The 20,387-nt window shown below is 37.7% G+C and carries 24 protein-coding genes; 17 read left to right on the top strand and 7 right to left on the bottom strand.

Translation table 11 applies throughout. From position 1 onward, the window contains the following. Positions 1 to 71: 71 nt before the first annotated feature. From LLW17_RS01565 to LLW17_RS01535, 7 genes are all read right to left on the bottom strand, one after another. Positions 72 to 344, bottom strand: coding sequence for a hypothetical protein (locus tag LLW17_RS01565; RefSeq protein WP_228228514.1), 273 nt, complete (start codon positions 342 to 344; stop codon positions 72 to 74). 321 nt (positions 345 to 665) lie between these two features. Further along, positions 666 to 1,439 (bottom strand): hypothetical protein, encoded by a 774-nt coding sequence (locus LLW17_RS01560; protein ID WP_228228513.1) that lies wholly within the window; start codon positions 1,437 to 1,439, stop codon positions 666 to 668. 258 nt (positions 1,440 to 1,697) lie between these two features. Then, the gene (locus tag LLW17_RS01555; RefSeq protein ID WP_228228512.1) at positions 1,698 to 2,147 is read right to left on the bottom strand and encodes a hypothetical protein; all 450 of its coding nucleotides are present in this window, start codon (positions 2,145 to 2,147) and stop codon (positions 1,698 to 1,700) included. A gap of 383 nt (positions 2,148 to 2,530) precedes the next feature. Then, on the bottom strand, positions 2,531 to 3,406 hold the full coding sequence (locus LLW17_RS01550) for a hypothetical protein (RefSeq protein WP_228228511.1): 876 nt from the start codon (positions 3,404 to 3,406) through the stop codon (positions 2,531 to 2,533). Positions 3,407 to 3,431: 25 nt separating this feature from the next. Then, positions 3,432 to 6,629, bottom strand: a complete 3,198-nt coding sequence (locus LLW17_RS01545; protein ID WP_228228510.1) for a type I restriction endonuclease subunit R — start codon at positions 6,627 to 6,629, stop codon at positions 3,432 to 3,434. Further along, a complete protein-coding gene (locus tag LLW17_RS01540; protein ID WP_228228509.1) occupies positions 6,626 to 7,585 on the bottom strand; it encodes a restriction endonuclease subunit S in 960 nt (319 codons plus the stop codon). Before LLW17_RS01540 ends, LLW17_RS01545 begins: the two co-directional genes overlap by 4 nt. Before the next feature lie 450 nt (positions 7,586 to 8,035). Beyond that, positions 8,036 to 8,719, bottom strand: coding sequence for a S24 family peptidase (locus LLW17_RS01535; protein WP_228228508.1), 684 nt, complete (start codon positions 8,717 to 8,719; stop codon positions 8,036 to 8,038). 81 nt (positions 8,720 to 8,800) lie between these two features. Between LLW17_RS01535 and LLW17_RS01530 the strand changes: the two genes are divergently transcribed. From LLW17_RS01530 to LLW17_RS01450, 17 genes are all read left to right on the top strand, one after another. Then, positions 8,801 to 9,007, top strand: coding sequence for a hypothetical protein (locus LLW17_RS01530; protein WP_228228507.1), 207 nt, complete (start codon positions 8,801 to 8,803; stop codon positions 9,005 to 9,007). Then, entirely contained in the window at positions 9,000 to 11,105 is a 2,106-nt protein-coding gene (locus LLW17_RS01525) for a hypothetical protein (protein ID WP_228228506.1), read from the top strand. The genes LLW17_RS01530 and LLW17_RS01525 overlap by 8 nt, the downstream gene beginning before the upstream one ends. A gap of 1 nt (position 11,106) precedes the next feature. After that, entirely contained in the window at positions 11,107 to 12,054 is a 948-nt protein-coding gene (locus LLW17_RS01520) for an AAA family ATPase (protein ID WP_228228505.1), read from the top strand. 7 nt (positions 12,055 to 12,061) lie between these two features. After that, entirely contained in the window at positions 12,062 to 12,769 is a 708-nt protein-coding gene (locus LLW17_RS01515) for a hypothetical protein (protein ID WP_228228504.1), read from the top strand. 3 nt (positions 12,770 to 12,772) lie between these two features. After that, complete coding sequence (locus tag LLW17_RS01510; protein WP_228228503.1) at positions 12,773 to 13,111, top strand: hypothetical protein; 339 nt, start codon at positions 12,773 to 12,775, stop codon at positions 13,109 to 13,111. A gap of 101 nt (positions 13,112 to 13,212) precedes the next feature. After that, on the top strand, positions 13,213 to 13,602 hold the full coding sequence (locus LLW17_RS01505) for a hypothetical protein (protein WP_228228502.1): 390 nt from the start codon (positions 13,213 to 13,215) through the stop codon (positions 13,600 to 13,602). Further along, positions 13,602 to 14,288 carry a DUF3164 family protein gene (locus LLW17_RS01500; RefSeq protein WP_228228501.1) on the top strand — a complete coding sequence of 229 codons (687 nt, stop codon included), beginning with the start codon at positions 13,602 to 13,604 and terminating at the stop codon, positions 14,286 to 14,288. Before LLW17_RS01505 ends, LLW17_RS01500 begins: the two co-directional genes overlap by 1 nt. Beyond that, positions 14,288 to 14,440 carry a hypothetical protein gene (locus LLW17_RS01495; RefSeq protein ID WP_228228500.1) on the top strand — a complete coding sequence of 51 codons (153 nt, stop codon included), beginning with the start codon at positions 14,288 to 14,290 and terminating at the stop codon, positions 14,438 to 14,440. Before LLW17_RS01500 ends, LLW17_RS01495 begins: the two co-directional genes overlap by 1 nt. A gap of 141 nt (positions 14,441 to 14,581) precedes the next feature. Continuing rightward, entirely contained in the window at positions 14,582 to 14,782 is a 201-nt protein-coding gene (locus tag LLW17_RS01490; RefSeq protein ID WP_228228499.1) for a hypothetical protein, read from the top strand. A 170-nt stretch (positions 14,783 to 14,952) separates the two neighbouring features. Further along, positions 14,953 to 15,252, top strand: coding sequence for a hypothetical protein (locus LLW17_RS01485; protein WP_228228498.1), 300 nt, complete (start codon positions 14,953 to 14,955; stop codon positions 15,250 to 15,252). Continuing rightward, positions 15,249 to 15,404: a hypothetical protein gene (locus LLW17_RS01480; protein WP_228228497.1), complete on the top strand. Its 156-nt coding sequence runs from the start codon at positions 15,249 to 15,251 to the stop codon at positions 15,402 to 15,404. Before LLW17_RS01485 ends, LLW17_RS01480 begins: the two co-directional genes overlap by 4 nt. Further along, positions 15,401 to 15,556 (top strand): hypothetical protein, encoded by a 156-nt coding sequence (locus tag LLW17_RS01475; protein WP_228228496.1) that lies wholly within the window; start codon positions 15,401 to 15,403, stop codon positions 15,554 to 15,556. The genes LLW17_RS01480 and LLW17_RS01475 overlap by 4 nt, the downstream gene beginning before the upstream one ends. 1 nt (position 15,557) lies before the next feature. Beyond that, complete coding sequence (locus tag LLW17_RS01470; RefSeq protein WP_228228495.1) at positions 15,558 to 15,863, top strand: hypothetical protein; 306 nt, start codon at positions 15,558 to 15,560, stop codon at positions 15,861 to 15,863. After that, positions 15,860 to 16,432 carry a hypothetical protein gene (locus LLW17_RS01465; protein WP_228228494.1) on the top strand — a complete coding sequence of 191 codons (573 nt, stop codon included), beginning with the start codon at positions 15,860 to 15,862 and terminating at the stop codon, positions 16,430 to 16,432. The genes LLW17_RS01470 and LLW17_RS01465 overlap by 4 nt, the downstream gene beginning before the upstream one ends. Further along, positions 16,413 to 17,036 (top strand): hypothetical protein, encoded by a 624-nt coding sequence (locus tag LLW17_RS01460; RefSeq protein ID WP_228228493.1) that lies wholly within the window; start codon positions 16,413 to 16,415, stop codon positions 17,034 to 17,036. Before LLW17_RS01465 ends, LLW17_RS01460 begins: the two co-directional genes overlap by 20 nt. Before the next feature lie 403 nt (positions 17,037 to 17,439). After that, a complete protein-coding gene (locus LLW17_RS01455) occupies positions 17,440 to 18,492 on the top strand; it encodes a DNA cytosine methyltransferase (RefSeq protein ID WP_228228492.1) in 1,053 nt (350 codons plus the stop codon). A gap of 13 nt (positions 18,493 to 18,505) precedes the next feature. Next, on the top strand, positions 18,506 to 20,386 hold the full coding sequence (locus LLW17_RS01450; protein ID WP_228228491.1) for an ATP-binding protein: 1,881 nt from the start codon (positions 18,506 to 18,508) through the stop codon (positions 20,384 to 20,386). The last annotated feature ends 1 nt before the right edge of the window (position 20,387 follow it).

Raw genomic sequence — 20,387 nt, 5'->3', positions numbered from 1 at the left:
TATGACATTATTATTGGAATTACTCCCTATATTTTGAATTAGAAAACAAAAATTAAATTTAAGAAGTCAGACTAAGTTATATACTTAAAATATAATTGTATATGTTCATTATAGACGACCAACTCAATTATGAGTTCGTTAAGTAACCACCTGCGTAAAGTCGAATTTAATAATAAACTTTCTTCACTTTTAAATTCACTTCTACCATGTTCATCATCGCCCAAATAATCTGTCAAAACTTTTACAAGTTCAACCAATTCTTCAAATAAGATAAAATACTTTGTATTTGCAGTCATTTCTTTGCCTAAAACAACAATAGGATTAGCACTATTGTTGTTAGGCAAGTATATCTTATTGAAAAAATTGAACAGATAGAATTCAGTGTCTAATTCATATATGTCGTCGCCAGATGCAGACTCAGCTTCAGAGAGATAAAATGAGGAATTATAGTCTAAAAGATTTTTATTCTAGAATAAAAATCCTCAAAGTCACGATCACCCAAAAAAGTAGCATAATGCTCATTAAAACCCTTTGAATTTAAGATTTTGGTTTTAATGCCTAAATATTCATAGACTGCTTGAGTTTTGTCTCCCCCTTTCTATCGTCAGTTATATAAAATTCACACCTTAAAGCAAATGCGGCGTGATATGCGTCATTCAGAAGGTTTAAAAAGTTTGAGATTTTCTATTATTGACATTGATAGAGTCCGATCTGTAACCACAAAAGTCTAAAGTTAAATAGAGACTAACAATCTGATCAAACCATTCATCCTTTTCCATCTTAAATGCGAACATAGTTTCGCCCATATCCCCATACCCTCTTTCTTCAAATATCTTTGCTAAAACCTTTAAAGGGTTCTGATTTGAATGGAAGCTCTTATGACTAATACCCGTCTTTTGAAAGCCAGATCTCATTCCTTTGAAACTGTCTGTAGTAGTAAGATCTATATATGAATCTGCTGAAAACTTTAAAAAATCATCTAAACTATTCGATTTATTACCCTCAAACAAATTATAATCAAGAAGTATATCCGGTAATTCGATCCGCCTTAACTCTTGTTTAATTTTATCAAAAATATCTTGATATTCTGGAGCATCAAGGGCATCAAATATAGCGTCGAGATTGAAGTTATTAATTAAATTATCCTGAATCTCTAGAGAATCTAGATACTCCTCAGGATTGATTATACCAGATTGCACCAAACCAGTTGCCTCTCTAAACAAGCAACGATTATTAGTTAGGTGGCTCAAGGTTTTTAATTCATTACGAGTGTATTCATTAATACCACCATACTTTACAATCGACTTTCTGACATCAGAAAGGTGATAGATTGAGTATATTAGAATTAGATTACTCTGATTGAGAATATTATACAACTCATCATTTTCGCCCTTTGCTAAGTAAGAGTAAATATTCCAGTCTAAGTAAACTTTTGGCATCAGGATAAGTTTAAGCTTAAAATAAATAAAGATCCTATTTTCTACAAAAGAAACTATTTGGTACAAAACCAAACCACCTAAAAACAAAAAAGCCTCAACTACAAGTAGTTAAGGCTTCACTTTGCTCCCCCTCTTGGGCTCGAACCAAGGACCACAAACGCAGTAAAACCAACTACTCCAAGAATATAAAATGTTCCCGGTACCGACAAGGGCACCCTATTACAGTATTAAAACTAGTAAAAATATTATCTTGGATACTTACTTCAAAGCTATTAATTCGACTATGAGAAGTCCACAGCCTCCTATCGCTGCGGCAACAGCAGCTATCACTAGGATGGTATCATAAATAAATTGCCTTCTTACCAATGACTCAGCTTTTTTAAGCAGTAACTTCTCTTTCAGATATGCCTGTGTGTATCCACCGGACTGCAAAAATACCTCACCGTCGAAGTTTATTGCATAATGCTTAACATCGCCCTGAACACCGTCGGCTCCTTGAAGGGTCATTCTTAAATAGCCATCACGATGGAGTTTTTCAAGAATATGTAAGAGCTCCCTTTGAGTGATAGTTATTTCTTTTGATGAAAAGCGATAGGTAAGCGGCAAACGGTACCAGTAAAAACAGCTGGAAACATCCTTCCGATCATTTAAATGACTTAGTACTGCGTCGCATTTTTCCGTCGGAAGTATCTTTGCTTGAGATTTCATATTGCTTGCTGCGTATGGTTTGAGTATTTGTTCAAAATTATAAGTTATCACCCGTGTTTTGCAAAAAAACACGCTATCTGTTGGCAAATTGCAATACTCGAACTAAAGATTTCAGATACAAAAGTCTATATCAATATTAATGATCTTTTATAAGAGTGGTCTTAATACAGGTCGAATACTTGCGCATTCAACATGCACCATACTTACACCTATCACGTAGATGTAAATATTCTCTACGAGAATCAATCAAGAATATTTCAAGTTTGCTTTTTCTTATTAAGCACTTCGATAACTATGATATTGCAGCTCAAAAAATTTATAAAAAGGCATTAGTCTGACTTTTATAAGACCTGTTTACCACCTTGATTCATTCGCATACAATTTCAAATGTCTTCAGCATTTTTTAGTCTCATCGAATCATTACGTTTCTTTGCAGATTCAAATTGATCCTGTTTCAGTTTTTCTTCGGCTTTATAATCTGTTAGGTCAAAATATGACACAACAGTTTTGAAGTCGCAACAACGCATATAAATTTGAACAATCCTTTCATCCGTTTTTAGGATGTAGATATTCTTATCGTAAGTGTATTCGTTAAAATCAAAAATTGGGTCATCCGATTCTGTTGAACTTTCAATCTTACTAAAGACTCCATATTTTTCAACATAAAGTTCTTTTAGAGCTTTATTGAAATTAATTTCTTCATTGTAAGGGCGCTTTTTGGTCTCATCTGAATTTAAAGAATGTGAAGAAAAGTAATAATTAGGACCAACAAGTCTTACTGAGTAAAGACCATTTGTATTGAATTGAGGTAACACCTCTAGATAGTAAGTTTTTGAACCTACAACCAATGGGTAATAAACCCCTGAAGCAAAGGACAGAGTAAAATAGTTTAGTTCAGGTATATTGAAATTTTTAAAAGTTTCAGAATCTATAAGTTTGCCTTCAAGCCAAAGCTTCCCTATTTCACTGATCGTATCCAAACTAAAAAGTTCTTTAGATTGAATCTGTTCAATAACGGATGACTCAAAATCCTTAAAGCTCATGCCTTTATAAATGTTCTTGAATAGCTCTAAAGAATCTTTATACTTTTCGTTTAAATCTGTTTTATCTTCTAAACCTTTCGCTATTTTAGGGTTTGCTGGTGAAGAATTAGTTGTCTTACTTTCACACGAAAAAAAGGAAGAAACAATAAGAATCACGGCTATTAACCGACCTAAAGGTATCAATTGCTTAAATAAATTTTCTGCGACTTCATTCATATAAATCCGATTTTACACACAAAGCTCACGCCGAATAACTATGATACTGCAGCTCAAAAAAGTTATAGAGCAACTCGGTCTTAACTGCGATGTCGCCATCCTCGTACGTAGGATAGGGCAATTTGCTGTATAGGTAGTCATTAATAGCTTTTCTCACAGCAGCTTTAGTCTGACTCTTTTCAGACCAGTTAACGACCTTAAACTCGTTCTCCTGAAGTTTCTTTAGCAAATTTCTAGCGGCTTCTTTTACTTCTGCTTTCTCCTTGTCGGTAATGGTCTTACCCTTGTTCAGCATATCGAAAACCGCAAGTTCATCTTCGGTCAGGCTCTCTGCGCCGGAGCGCTTTTCCTCCTCATTTAAATCTCCGAAGAGCTTGATCAATTCATCAAAAACTTCCTTTATAGATTTGTATTCCTTGCCAAGATTATAGTCTTCTATAATCTGCTCGTACCGCTCGTAATAATTAACGCGCAGTGGATTTTTCTTCACCAGGGCATCAAGCTTCTTCTTTACGCGCTCCTGAAGGGTTTTTACCGCTATGCTCTTATTGCTTTTGAGTTGATTGAACTCTTCCTTGATACGATCAAAATCCAATTTGCTTATGTCTACCTGCTTACCATAGTCATCAACCTTATCAAGTTCCGTATTATATGTTTCGATAGACTCATTTACTTCATCCTGAACTTGCTTCACCAGATACGTAATATCTGAATCTTCAACCTTGTCCTGAATCAAGTTGTAAAGCCCGTTAATGGCATCTCTTTGCGATTTGAACTCGTATATCGCTTTATTCGGCATTAATGCCTTGTACTTCTTAAAAACCTCCCTGGCAAGGACGTTGAATTTATTTCGTGTGTCCTGAGTTTCACAAACGGCATTGTACCCCTCCTGCAAGTATTTTATACGGTAGATCGTGTCATCTGCTTCTGCGATAAGTTTGAGATCAAAATCACAATCATGTTTCAGAAATGACTCCATCGCATCAATGGTTTCCCGGAGATCCTCGATCAGATCTTCAAGAGGCTTTACCGGCGGTTCATCTATAGGAGGGTCATTCGTATCAGGCTTTCCTGAACCTCCTCCTCCGTAAATAGCTAAAGCTTTAAGTAAGGCTTTGTAGGTCTCGATGTAATCGACTATCAAGCCGTTATTTTTACCGGTGTGCACCCTATTTGCCCTGGCGATAGCCTGCATAAGGGTATGCGATTTTAGAGGCTTATCAATGTAGAGGGTAGATAGACTCTTTACATCAAAGCCGGTGATCCACATTGCACATACAATCGCCAATCTGAATGGATTATTCTCATCTTTAAATTCACTCTCCAGGTCCCGGGTGTTCATCTTCTCACGATGCGGTTCAATATCTAATCCCCAATCCCTAAACTTTTTAATCTCATTCTGTTCAGAACTTACGATGACTGAAATCTCAGTCTCTTTTACCCATTTTAAGTTTCTGTAAGCCATTAACTGTTCCTGCTCGTCCTTAAGTTTTGAAGCCTCTTGCTCAAGCTCCTCAACGTAGTTATCCCAGGCTTCAGAAATAAAGTCATACATTTTGACTGCAGTGACCTTATCAATCGCTATAAACAATGCCTTCCCCCGGTACCCCCGAGTATTAAAATGTTCCACGACATCTTTGGCAATAGCCTTTAATCGTTTGTTTGCTGTAAGAATCGGGTACTCGCGAGCAAAGAGCTGCTTCAGCTTTTCTTCCTGGTTGTCATCCAAGTCAAACTCGGCTATCTTATTTTTGATATTCTCATCAATCTGCGGATTTTCTAAACGTAACTTCTCCCCTCTGTTTTCGTAGTATAGAGGTACCGTAGCCCCATCTTCGATTGACCTTTTAAAATCATACTTTGATACGTAATCTCCAAAGATGCGCTTGGTAAGCTCATCATCCTTAAATAAAGGCGTACCTGTAAAACCAATGAATGACGCATTTGGCAAAGCTTTGCGCATATTCATTGCCAGGCTCCCTCCCTGAGTTCTATGCGCTTCATCTGAAATCACAATAATGTCATCTCTCAGGCTCAGCTCTTCTTCAAAATTGAACTTATGAATTAAAGAGAATATGTATTTGTTATCGGTCTGTAGAAGCTGTTTTAAATGAGCTGCAGACCTGGCTTTAGCTTTCTTATTCTTTACAACCCCTACCCCATCATACGTACCGTAGATCTGGTCATCAAGCTCTGTCCTGTCTGTGAGAAGCACAAAGGTGTATGTACTGCTTAACGTCTGAAGAATTTTTTGAGTCCAAAAAACCATCGAATACGACTTGCCGGAGCCCTGAGTATGCCAGAAGACTCCTAAACGTTGCGATTCTTCTCTCGATATCAACCCTGCTTTGAACTTTGACTTCAAGTCCTGGAAGTGGTTATACGCCTTATTTACCCCAAGGAATTGGTGGTTTCTAGCGACCAGCTTGGCGGTTTTATCTAAGGAGTCATCGTAGAGTATATAATTTTCAAAGATATCCAGGAGATTACTTTTGTCACAGGTACCTTTGATTACCGTTTCTAAACTGATTATGCCCTCTTCTTCTTCTCGGATACGCTTCCACTCGTGGTAATGCACAAATTTTGAGGTCAGCGAGCCTACCTTACTCTCTATACCATTACTGAGTACGATAAAAGCATTGGTGTGCCAGAGCTTTGGTATCACATCTTTGTAATCGCTTATGTTTTTCTCATACGCCTGCCGGATGGGTATATGATGCGCTTTGAGCTCTATAAACACTAATGGAATTCCATTGACAAAACCCACAACATCTGCGCGACGCTTTCTACCGGAAACCCCCGCAACCCAAAGCTGTTGTACAGCAAGGAAATGATTGCTCGTAGGGTTATCAAAATTGAAGACCTTTAATTTCTTCTCTCTGATAAGCTCTCCTTTATCATTCTTGTAGGTGACCGGTATGCCCCGCTTTAGAAGCTCATATTTGTCTTTATTAATATCAATAAGTGTCTTGCTTAGCTCTGCCTTAGAAATCTGCTCATAAGCTTGTATATACGCAGCACTGGGCAGGTCTGGGTTGAGCTCTTGAATCGCTTTAAGAAAAAGATGCTTTAGTATAACCTGATCCTGACTATCTCTGCCTATCGTGCCGTTAGCGCCAAAGGATTCATTATAAAACACATTAGCTGTTTCCCACTCAAGATCTGCAAAAAGTCTCATAGTGGTTTTCTCGATTAAGCTGTCTTCGGAATAGTCGTTGCTCATACTTCAATGGTTCTATTCATAAATCGGGGTAGTAACAAGTCTCTGCCTTCTTGGAGGTTTTGATTCTGTTTCTTTAAATGAAGAATCTGGCTAAAAATCCCTGATGTTTTGATATGAAAATATTTTAACAAGTCATCTGACGGGCACAACATTTTAATTCTTTCAAATTTTCCTTTATTGACATTGACCATAGTTGCTCCATTGCTTCCCAAAGCTTCTAAATGTACCTTTAGGGATTTAGCAAAAAAGTAGAAATAAATATGCTTATATACTTCTTCAAATCTTACAGCATTTATTTGCTGATTGAATTGAGCAGGCTCAGAATTAATTGCAACGATTCCTGCAGTACCAATACAACTAACCAAAACAGAATTTTTAGGTAATAGCTTTTTTTTCTGTGTTTTACTGCCTTCTTCTGTTAAAGTTAAACTTGTCTTTAGAATATAATTACCATCATGCATATCCGGAGTTTTTATGAATGGTATTTTTCCGTGATAAAATTCCCTTTTCTTAGTGGACGGAGTTTTACCTGTCACAACATCTCCAAAATCAGCAATCTCAATGTTTCTCCAACCCTCAGGCAAACCAGTTTCAGGATTTATGGGCGTGTTTTCGTAGTTGGGGAATTTGAAATCTACAAACCATTCTTTATAAATACGCTGGGCTGCTTCTTCTAGAAGCTTGATGCGTTTAAGGTTGTTTTCGATTAGATCATCATAAGCGCTGAGAATGGAGGCTATTTTTTTTTGGGTTTGAAGGGGTGGTATTGCGATTCTTTGGGAATAGGCATTTTCTCTATTTAATCCCGGTACAGCGGCATCTGAATTCAACCTTTCCAAATTACAGGTCTGCAGGTTGTAGAATAAAAATTTTAAATCATAACCAGGACCTTTCACTACATATACCCCCCATAAATTAAAAAGCCCACAATAAAAAAGAGCCAAAAAAGGGCTCATTCATAGTAAAATAAGCGCCTACGGGCGTTTTTTTGTTTTTATAGGCATTCATTCCAGATGTACACTAAGAGTTATTTACCGTTATTATAGCGATATTTTAAACTCAATTGAAATGCAGTTTAAATCATATACCGCTAGAAACATCTAAAAATAGGCTAAATGCACTAAAATAAGGCACTACCAAGCATTTAAAAAGCCATTTACACATACTAACACCGTAAACATCCTGAGTTTGAGAGACATTTTGATTTTTAGTGATTGATTATGATGGGCGGACAACTGGGCGGACAGATGGGCGGACAATGATAGATAATTTTCTACTAAGCAACTACACCCGAAACATACCATAAATTAAAAAATGAGGCTAAAACAGTGTATTAAAATAACCCGTATTAGCTTTTTTTCTACTATATAAATTAGCTAATATCCTAGTTTATAGCATTTTAATATTTATCCCATTGAATTAATCCTAATAGTAGCCTTGATTAAGGCTATTGCCCTTACTTTTTCAAGGGGAACATCTTTGGGTTGATGGTGCGCATTCTGGCTCACTAATTTGATGTGTGAATCTCCTTTCTCTGATTTTTGAACGTACTTGACGCTTATATACTCCTCACCTTCAAAGTCAATAGATATTAAGTACATCTCACCCCAGTATATATTATTCTGTATGTCATTGATTTCTTTATAGGCAACAATATCGCCACTCTTAAGTAGTGGGTACATACTATCACCAGTGACATACACGGAACCATCACACTTGGGAAGGCCGGGAATTCTTATAGTATCAACCGGGGTTGAATCCCCATTGTGCCGAAATAATTCTACCAATCCCGCAGAGGCTTCTATATCATAAAGCGGTATAGATTGATCATCTAAAAGCCTATCGGTTCTCAATGAATAAACTTTGGTTCTTTCTTGAACCGGGTCTACTTCTTTGATCATATTACCCTGACCGGTTATTAACCACGTTAAATTGATCTCAGGGTATTTGTAGCTTATTTTCTCAATAATATCAGAACGTATACTTCCTTCCTTGTCTAAATAACCGTTTGAAAGGGCGGTATCCTTATAAAATTGATAATTGCTGACCCCTTTATTTGAAAGGTATTCAGCTAGCCGTTGTCGTATCATAGAAAAAAAGCTATGTTTATATTTGGATTGATAGAAACTTATCTACTATATTTGTTTCAAATAAAAAACAGATTCTTTAAAATGAGTAAATCTACTAAAAAAAGCCAAAGCTATAATGAGGATATCCTTATTGCACTAGAAAAAAAGTATGGCGTCGGTAAAACTTTCATTCGGGCTTGTATAAGAGGAGATCGTGATGGACTACTTCCAGACACGATTAGCAAAGAATACAAAAAAGCTGACAACGCAGCAAAAAAAGCAATTGAAGACAAAATAACCAATGCCTAACCGAGAAACCCCGTACGAATACTATGACAATAAACTCGGAGTAAGAATTCAGTTTCTTATCTCTGATGTTGATGGTCAATACGAGCGACATAGCGAGAGTCTTAGACTTATTAGCTATGATGCGTTACAAAAACGCATGCGTCGTAAGTCTAGCTGTGAAAAAAGGCTACGTCGGGGCGCGCTCAACAATGAGACACTTATTTTATTCTCGTCACTTTCTCGAGAATGGAAGGATAGAATAACCACAAAGTTTGGCGATCCTAAGGAAGAAGTTAAAGAGAGTTGGTTTGCCCAACACTACTTCGCAGATCGTAAAGCCTTTGATTTTTATACACGCCATCGCTACGGTGAAAAAAACGAGCACAAGCTTGATCTAAAGCTTGTAGAACAATACACCTATAACGCTTCAGTATTGAATACAGTGCTGCAAATGAAAACCAACCGACGCGCATACGCAAAAGCGTTGGGAGGTGTGAAAATCGACATTTGGCAAAGCTTAAGCAATGACGTAAACGCATTTCGTGAGGTTCCTCATAACCTTCCTGCCACCCGTGACGGTTTAAGACGCAAAGCAACACGATACCAAAAAGAAGGATACCTCAGTCTTGTTTCGGGAAAACTGCAAAACTCTAACGCCAAGAAGGTGACTGAAAAAGAGCAGATGGCCCTGCTCGATGAGTTAATATCGAAGCACACCAACCTTGACAACGAGCTTATAAAGACTATCTACAACACAGTAGCTGAAAAAATGAACTGGCCAACTATTACGGCGATGACCGTTGGTAATAGAAAACAACAGAGCGGTCTAGTAACACATGCAGGAAGAAACGGTGTAAAATCATTACAAAACAAAAAGCTTATGCAGGTGAAGCGTAGCAAACCTAGCAGCCCAATGCTTTATTGGACTTTAGATGGTTGGGATGTTGAGTTATTGTATCAAGCTACGGTGGTCGATAAGGACGGTAAGAAACGCACTACTTACCATAACCGCTTAACATTAATTCAAGTTCTTGATCCACATAACAATTATCCTATAGGCTATTCAATAGGAACTAACGAAAGTCCAGAGCTTATTAAGAACGCATTGCAAAACGCAATGCAGCACACTAGAGAGCTTTTTGGAGAATTATATATGCCTTATCAATTGCAAAGTGACAACTACGCAAAAAAGGCGCTTTTATCAACGTATAACGCCATCACTCCAAACTTTACTCCTGCTCAAGTAGGTAATGCAAAAGCTAAAGTGATTGAGCCGTATTTCAGTATGCTCAACAAGAAGTATTGCAAGCTTCTTAATAACTGGAGTGGTTTTAATGTCGACAGCGGTTCAAAAAACCAACCTAACAGTGAATACCTTGATAAAATCAAGAAGTCATTTCCTGATCAAGCTGGTTGCATTAGTCAAATTGAAGCTATTGTAAACTCAGAACGCTCTAAGAAAATTGAAGAGTATAAACAGAACTGGTTGTCTACTAAGCCTGAGCATAAACAAATAATGAGCTTAGATAGTTACTTCCTCACTTTTGGAAGTACTACAGGAGCAACTAACAGGCTCACGGGTGAAGGTGTAAAGATCACCATTGAAGGTGAAAAACACTATTACGACAGCTTTGATATTAATTTTAGACATCAAGCACACCAAGACTGGGAACTACTCTACGATACAAACAATCTTGATCAAGTATTAGCAGTTTCTTCAGACGGTAAAGAGCGGCATTTACTTGAACGTAAGTATGTGCAGCCAATGGCTCTAGCTGACCGTAAGGACGGTGATTCTGAAGAATTACAGCGCGTCAAGAATTTCAATAAAGAGGCTGTAAATATGATCATTAACACTAGATCAGAAAACGCGCGGATTTTAGAACCATTCTTAGACACACCACAACTTAACGACACGCTTGCAAAACACCTGCTAACCGATAGCCTTGGTCAACACAAGAACCACAAATCACAGCAACGCATTGAAGCCGCAAATAACTCCAAAAAGCTTGTTGAGCGTACTGCTAAAAAAGAAGCTAAAAAGCAGGCTAAAACCTTTGCAGACGAGCAACGCGAATACTACGAATCTAAAGTGAATATTAACGAATACCTAGATTAAGATGAACCTACAAACCAAACAAACCATTGCCCTTGAATGCCGCAACTATATCTATGAGAATGGCCTTAGTCAATCAGACTTTGCAGCTAAAGCCGGTATGGGTAAAGAGTTTATTACTCACATCCTAAAAGAGGATTCAGACTTTACTTATTCAGCCGGTAAAAATAAGGTTGTGAATATAGCTGATAAGTACTTCACACGTATTGCTGAGTTTATAGGCTTGCAGCTTTCAAAATCCTATTGGGAAGTTCAACCTACCTCACAACTAACGGCAGCTATATCAATCCTTAAAGATGCCAAAGAGTTTGGAGCTACTAATCTTATCATAGGTGATACAGGTGCCGGTAAAACTCACGCTGTTGATCTATTCTACCGCAAAAACCCGGCAGACACATTTGTTGTGACCATAGGAAGCTCTGATAACCTAGCTGACATCATTGATAAAATCATAGATCAGCTAAAGATCACAACCGGTAAGACCAAATCAAAGAAGCTTCGTGATATAGCCTCAAAGCTTAGAAATCTTAAAGAAAACGGTGCAAATCCTCAATTGATAATGGATGAGGCGGAATATATGAAGATACCCGCTTTATGCGCTACTAAAGAGCTTTACGATTACCTGCACAAGCACGCCAGTATTATTCTTATTGGTACGCCTCAGCTCCTTAAAAACCTTGACAGCCTTCGCAAGAAAGATAAACCCGGCATCCCTCAGTTTTACCGCCGTATCAAATTTGGTATTCGTCAACTTCCTACTGTTGATAGATCATTTAAACTGTTTTTAAATGGCCTTTCAAAGCCGGTTCAAGCCTTCTTAACTCAAATATGCGATAACTATGGTGAGTTGCACGATGTGTTAGTTCCTGTACGTCGTGAGGCTGACCGAACTGGAGAGGAAATCACCGTACCATTTATCAAAAAAGTGTTGAACCTGTCAAACCAGTACTAAAGTATTTATGACCCCAACAAATAGCACCAATGAAAAAAGAACGAAGAGGCCAGCGCATAAGAAGTCCAGTCCTAAAAAGCCTATAAAGTTGAAAAAAGCTTTAACGGTTGCCAATATTCAAAACCAGAATGTTGAACGGGTACAATTTTCAGGGAAATGGTACCAAGCTTTTAAAAAACCTCAAACCAAGGGTGTCTGGTTTGTTTGGGGGTCTTCAGGAAGTGGTAAAAGCGCCTTTTTAATGCAACTAGCTAAAGAGTTTGCTCAAGATGAAAAAACCCTTTACAACCTCTTAGAAGAAGATACAGATGATAGCGATTACATAGAGCGTACAGAACTTTTTGCAATGAATGAAGTAGCAGACAACTTTTTAACGGTGAGCTATAGCTATGATGAGCTAATAATCTACTTGAAAAAGAAAGGATCAGCTAAGCGGGTAGTTATCGATTCAACCACCTACTTCACCAAGAGCTTTGAAGAGTATATGAACCTTAAACGTATGTTCCCTGATAAGATTTTTGTTTACAGCGGTCACGCAGATGGTAAGAAACCAAGAGCAAAAATTGAAGAGGATATTATGTACGACGCTAAGATGAAAATTTATGTAGAGGGCTATCTAGCAACCTGCAAAGGGAGAACCATCGGGCCTAATGGTGGTCAATTTATTATTTGGGAAGAAGGATATCAAAAATTACAAGGTGCAAACGCAAACTAAACCATGATGAAAAAAGCACTTATACAAAGATTACAGATTACACCAGAGCAATACAGCGATACGATTTTCAATGTATGGTTCCAGTGGTGTGCTTCAAAAACGATCAATCAGACCTCTTTACAAAAAGTACTGATTTGCCAACCGCTTCAAAACTGGTGGTTAAGAGAGCTTCACAAACTAGAAGCTCAATTTATGGAAGCCTCAGCGCCTTATGCATCTACAATGACAAGAAACGATGCATTGATACTATGGGCAGAGCATACCGAGGCGATTTACAACAGATTCTCAAAACCTTTAATCAAAAAAGCACATGAGCGCAAGACAATTGAACAACAAAATTGAAGACCTAAACTTTTGGCTTCAGCATAATCCCAACCATCCGGACTATTGCTTAAAGCATCAAGAGCGGGAACGCCTTAAACTTCAACAAATCAATTTTAAAAATGAAAACAACTTCAAATAAACCAGAACTGCGCTTTGATATCGAGAATATGATATCAGCCTATTTAGTGCGCGACCGCTGGCAAAATGAGGTTGAATATAACCCTAATATGATGAGTGAAATAGAAACAATGACAGAGCAGGAAAGTAACCTGCAGATCAAGCAATTTTTAAGCGAAGTGGAGCGCGTATTTACAGAGCGCTACGAGATCAAAACCACCTTTAACGATGAGGCTTTACCTACAGACGTAAAAATACTCACCCGGGAGACCTTAGACCTTGAGCAATTGGGGTTATTGGATAGCATCTGCGAAGGCTATCAGCTTAAATGCACATTCAACGGCACCGATAGAGGTCGATTATCAATAAATCTTAAACAATTTGAACAATAATGGAAGTAATAGACATCAACAAGCTCACACCAGAGCAAAGACAAAATTTAGCAGCTCAATTCCAAGCTGAAGAAGAAGCTACTAAAAAAGCACTAAAAGAGAACCGAGAGGCTTACAAAACAATGGTAGCCGATACGGTACCTGATATGTTTCGCGTATTGGCAGTTGCCAATGATCGCCTTCAGGAAGCAAAAAAGAAGGTTTTTGAAATGGCTCGTGATCTTATTGCACTTAAAAAAGATGCTTATGAGGTTAAAGACGGTCAGCAGTCTCACACTTTTTCAAGTGCAGACGGTAATCAAACAGTAACCATAGGCTATCGCGTTAATGATGGTTGGGATGACACTCTACCAACCGGAATGGAAAAGGTAAAGCAGTTCTTACAAGGTCGCTCCACAGATAAAGAAAGTCAGGAGATGGTTGAAGGGATCAACATCTTATTGAAAAAGGATAAGAACGGGAACCTTAAAAGCAGCCGTGTCATTGAACTCAACCAGTGGGCTGAAAAGATAGGCAACGAACTCCTAAAGGACGGTGTACGCATTATTATGGAAGCCTATAAGCCGGTAAAAACCTGTTATTTCATTGAAGCTTCATATACAGACGGTACCGGAAAAAAGCAAGGCTTACCGCTTTCTATTAGTACGGCTGATTTTCCTGAAGGTACTGAAATCGACTTTTTATAATGGGAGTGCAAATCAAAGCAGGTACAGAACCAGACACGTATTGGGTCAATGATAAATACGTGTATAAAGATGCTAGCGATAACTGGATCGCTAACACACCCCTAAGCCCTGAAGAGAAAGTAGCTTTTAGAAAGCGAAACACTCAAGACTAGTCTTTCACCCTTGGACCGCGCCTACTGCGATAAGTAGGAAAACACCGGGAACGGCAGCAGGCGGGTTCAAGCCCCGCACCCGGGTCAAAATATAGCCTCTAAAGGTTATAAAACTAAATATCGCCTATACAGGTTATAATTATGAAAGAAGCCATAAAAGGAATAAATGAGCGAATTGCAATCAAAGAGCAGCTTTTTAAATACGTGCAATTGGCTGAAAGCACATTTAGCGGCAATGGATCAGATGAATTTAAATACCGTCACCAACTAATCATTCAAGACCTAAAGGATGACGTCGCGGAACTCAAACGAGCTAAAGAAAAGCTTTTAAAAGATCAATAAAATGGGCGACATCAAAAAACTTACTAAAGAACACTACCGCACTGGTTTTCGTGCTGGTATTGCCATCGCCTCAGCCATTTGGGCTCTGCTATTACTAATCGTGTGTTACATCGCATACAGCGAAATCAACGCTACACTAGACCTTGCCAAAACCTTACTAAAGAATTGCTATGAAACCACAAGCCGCTAAACCCAAAACAGACCGCCGTAAGCTGTGGTCTTATTTTGACAAGTCAAACTCAAAACACAAGTACATCTTAAGCTTATGCATACAGTTTGGATGGTCAAAAGAGCATTACAAAACAGGCAATACCGTGGCAGATTTAGGCGCCTTGGATTCTTGGTTACGTGGAAACTCTACCATAGGCCAAAGCCCCGTAAAAAAGCCGCTTGAAGAAATGACCTCACAAGAGCTGAGCAAAGTGATTGCCGCTTTAGAAAGTATGACCGTTAAACGCTATTCAAAATGAAAAGAAGATTAATAATACAGGCTGCAGCAATGATTCTTAAAGACCTTGATTCAGAAAAAGCAAATGAACAGTCAAACAAGAACTGGCTAAGGCTTCATTCTGCTCAGGATAAAATTAAGGAAGCTATTCAAGAGGTTTTAAGTACGATATGAGTACACCACGCCCCTTTGAAACCATCTGCGAGCATCCAAAAGAAATGCGACGCATACGCCTTATTGCAACCTGCGCCACTTGTGAAACTACCGTAGTGCATTGCCGCCAATGCGGAACCGATATAACAGAACCAAAAACCGATTGTATTTAGAATGATAGACTGGATTGAAATATTAAAAACAGTTGACTACGCATTTGACAATGATTATGCGATTGCAACGGTAGATTATGAGCATCCGATATATGGCGAATTGAGCCTGTCTTATCAAGGGAATAAATCAAAAATTATGCTGGTTTGGAACGATTGCAACCACGTTTGCTTTTGCAAGGATAAAGACCCTCGATTAACATTTTGTGATTGTGATTGGGATGCGTTCCCAGAAGCTACACAGCAGCGTAAACTATTTACAAAAAAGCAATATCAGGAGTTAACGGCTCCAAATCTTTTCACCTTATGACCACCAACTACACCATATACATAGAAAAGCACAAGCTTAAGCTTAAAGTCGGATACCGCTCCGGGAAGTTCTGGAGGGTTGAGCGCGTCTCTGGTCAAATGACCGATACTATCCTTGACAGCTTTGGCATTGTGGTACCACTTCTAGAAAAGGAGCTGCAGCAATACCAGAATCGCTACGGGAAAAATGTCACCTATACCAAAATCGAAAAGAAGAAAAGCATCTATACGCAGTTCTCAGACGCGTGGTTTGTCTTTTACGAGCAGTTCGCGGGCATAGAACCCAAGTTTACCGGCGTTGAAGGCAAAGCGCTTAAACAGATTATAACCTACCTCAAAAAAGTCGCCGGTGACGATGCCGCCGCGCTCGAACTCTGGAAAGTCATTCTTAGCAAATGGAAACACCTTAGTGACTTCCACAAGCAAAACACCGACCTGAAATATATCAATTCAAAACTAAATATCATTCTCAATGAACTCAAAGCAAACACCGGCAAAAACGCAACAAGCGGGGGAACTGATGACCTCCGCGCAAAAACGGCAGAAAGACTTGGCATTATACGCTCCTAGTAAATGTTTTGAGCAAAGCGGAAAGCTTAAACGCGTAACCGATGCGCTAAGCGTTCCTGCTCCGCGACTTTCAGAACTGGCAAAGGCACACGGGCGCGACTGGATCATTGGTTACGTCACACTTTGGCTACTTGATCTTAACGATTACAGCACAGTTAAACGCAAAATGAGCGATGCCCAGATCGAACGTACAGCGGAGCGCATCTATGACGAGTACCCGCTTAAAATAACCGATTTGACACTGTTTTTTGACCGCTGCAAAGATGAATACTACGAGCCAAGTTTTGAAAGCGTTACAGGGCCGAAAGTACTAAGATGGTTACAAGAGTACTTTGATGAGCGTTGCGAGGCCGCAACCTACCTAAACGAAAAGGAAAAGAAAGGCTTTAATGCCAACACCGATAAGATGCATCCGGAAGTTGCCAAAAAGATGTTTGAAGGAGTAGGAATCACAAAGGTGAATTATAGGCGATCCGGTGGCGGCCTAGGAAGCCGAAAGCGCAACGAACTCAAACGCGAAAGCCCAATAATCGCCGAGATGTTTGAAGAGGCAGCAAAAGAAAAGCAAGAACCTAAAACAACCGACAATGATAATAGCAATTAAAATATTAATGCTCTGCTTGATACTGGCATTGCTTTTAGCAGCCTCTGGAATAAATAGCAAATAATGGTAACAGTCATCTACACACAGCACGGTGCTAAATATCCCTCGTGCTATTTATGCAAAACAGTCGAGGAAGCCTACACATTACTCTACGGCTTAAATATTGAAATGTACCACGATCCAAGCTTTATAAAGATCAGAACGCTCAAAAACTTTCAGCACATGTTTCAACTCCACAACCCCTTAAGACTTGATGTATCTTTTACGCACGCTCTGGGAACTTGTGTAGTTGTTCAAAGGCATAAAATAAAATCAAATAAACTTCTATCTCTATAAATCGTAAATTGAATATCTAATAATTGATTATAAACAATACTTTTGTGAGTATACCAAATTTTTGAAATTGAAAATAAAAAACAATAATATAAAAGCTGTGGACTTCTTCTGTGGTGGAGGGGGTATGAGCTACGGTATGCAACAAGCCGGAATTAATGTTTTAGGTGGAATAGATTTTGAAAAATCTTGCAAAGCAACTTATGAGGCAAATATTAAGGGTGCAAAATTTATTAATGAGGATGTTTTTGACCTAAAAGAGGAGGACTTAGAAAAAAAATTGCCAATTACTAGAAATGATGATAATTTATTACTTATCGGTTGCAGTCCTTGCCAATTCTGGAGTATCATAAATACGGATAAGGAAAAATCTAAGAAATCAAAAAACCTATTAGTTGAATTTGAAAGGTTTGTTCAATACTTTAACCCCGGTTATGTAGTTGTTGAAAACGTACCTGGGGTGCTTCGAAAGAAAGGTGAAAGTGGATTAGAATCTTTTATAAATTGGCTAAATCAGAATGGCTATAAAGTTCACTTTAAAGTTCACAATACAGTTGAATATGGAGTTCCGCAAAACAGGAAACGTTTTACGTTAATTGCAAATAGGGTTAATGAAAATGAACTCGAACCCGTAAAATCAGATTTCAGACTCACAGTTGCTGATGTTATTGGAGAGAAAAATGGTTTTGCAAAAATTACAGCAGGAACAAAAGACGAAACAGATTTTTTTCATACCGCACCGGGAATTAATGAAGTCACTCTTAAAAGATTAAAAAAAGTAAAGAAGAATGGAGGCAGTCGGTTTGGTTTTGCTAATGATCCAGAATTGCAATTAAAATGTTTTGTAGGTAGAGAAAACTCTTTTAGAGATACTTTTGGTAGGCTATGGTGGAATCGTGCTTCACCTACAATTACAACCAAATTTTTTAGTGTTTCAAATGGTCGTTTTGTACATCCTGATGAAAATCGCGCTCTTTCAATTAGAGAGGGAGCTACTTTACAATCATTTCCGAAAGATTATAAGTTTATAGGTACCAGTATTGCAAAAGTTGCAAGATTAATCGGTAACGCTGTACCTCCAGAGTATGCCAAAAGAATAGGACTAGCTATTGTTAATAATTAAAATAAATTAGTTTATGTCAATGAATAAAGCTACTGAAGAAGTGTTAGAAATGAAGTTTGATCCTAACACTATTGAGCATCTTGGAGTTAAGATGTATTCAACATTACCTCCAATAATTGCGGAAATTGTATCTAATTCATATGACGCAGAGGCTAAGAAAGTTCAAATATTTTTAAGGGATAAAGCTGCAAAAAAGTCAATATCAATTGAGGATGATGGTCACGGTATGACCTTTAAAGAAATTAACACTAATTTTCTAAGAATAGGTAGAAACCGTAGGGTTGATACTCAATCTCAGAAAAGCAAGAATGACTTAAGATTCGTTATTGGTAAAAAAGGTATTGGAAAGTTATCTTTTTTTGGTATTTCTGATCGTATTGAAGTCGTTACCATCGCAAATGGATTGGAGAACAAATTTATATTGGACTGGAATAAAATTAAAGGTTTAGGTAGCTCAGAAGAAAATTATAAGCCTGAAATCATTCATCAAGACAAGGAAGTTGATAAGGGTGATGGCACATTGATAACTTTACATAATATCAATAGAGTGACACAATTCGACCCAGAAAGTATAGCCTACTCTTTGGCTAAATCTTTTCAAGTTTTTGATGAAAATGAATTTGATGTGGTAATTTACCATAATGATAAGGCTAATAAAACTGAGGTTCAGAATGGTTTAATTTATAGCAACATTCACGAGCTTAAGTCTTGGGTTTTTCCGTTTCATAAAGATAGGAATCCAAAAGATTATTACTGTGAAGATTTAATTACTGGAAAAATTATTCTTTCAAAAGAAACAGTCCCCCACAATATGCGTGGTATTTCTTTATTCTCAAGAAATAAATTAGTTAACGAATATGAATTCTACGATCTGACTGCTACTAGCCACGGTTATTCTTATTTAACTGGATGGCTTAATGTAGATTATATTGATCTATTTGATCAGGATGTAATATCTACAAATAGGAGATCTTTAAATTGGGAAACGGACGAAACCAAACAATTACGACGTTATCTGGCCTCAGTAATTTCCAAAATTTATAATGAATCAAAAAAAATTAAAGAGGAGTTTAAAATTAAAGATTTCGAAAAGCAATCAGGTGTATCAATTGACTCTTGGGTGGAGAAACTACCTTCCTTGGAAAGAACTCTCGCCAGAAAAATGGTGACTTCAATTATAAATAGTGAAGGAATTGATAAATCTAAATCTACCGAACTGGTTAAATTTGTCAAAGACTCATTTCAATTTGAAGCGTTTAAGGAATTAGCAAATGACATTGATCAAAGTGATGTACAGGATATCGAAAAGGTGCTTGGTTTGCTTAAAGAATGGAAGCACATTGAGTCTCGTGAGATGTATAAGATAGCTCAAGTGCGATTGGAAGCCATTAAAAAATTTCAGGAGCATATAAAAGCAGATTCAAAGGAAGTACCAACAATGCATAATTTTTTAAAAGAATTCCCATGGATACTTGACCCTAGAATGATGGAATTTAAAGATGAGGTGACCTACTCAGACTTACTAAAGACGAAATTTGAAGAAGTCGAACTTGATGAGAAAGATAGAAGGATTGATTTCTTATGTTTAAAATTTGGTCAAGGAAAATTTATAGTAGAACTTAAGAGACCAAGTAAGACAATAAATGCTATGGATTTGGAACAAGGAATGGCATACGTATCTTTTTTAGAAGCTAGAATTCTAAATGAGCATCAAGGAGGTAAAGTATTTTGTTATGTTATTGGTAATAAACTTTCAGATAACCCTTTAGCAATAAAAAAAGCTAAATCTTACAGAGATAGTAATGACGTATACTTCAAATCATATCATGATTTACTTCAAGATGCGCTATCATATCACAAAGAATTTATTGACAAATATGATGAGTTCCAATAAT

The sequence above is a fragment of the Leeuwenhoekiella parthenopeia genome, from assembly GCF_020782115.1.
Taxonomy (GTDB): Bacteria; Bacteroidota; Bacteroidia; order Flavobacteriales; family Flavobacteriaceae; genus Leeuwenhoekiella; species Leeuwenhoekiella parthenopeia.
Note: the sequence above shows the minus strand (reverse complement) of the source record. Positions and strands in the feature narration are given on the sequence as shown.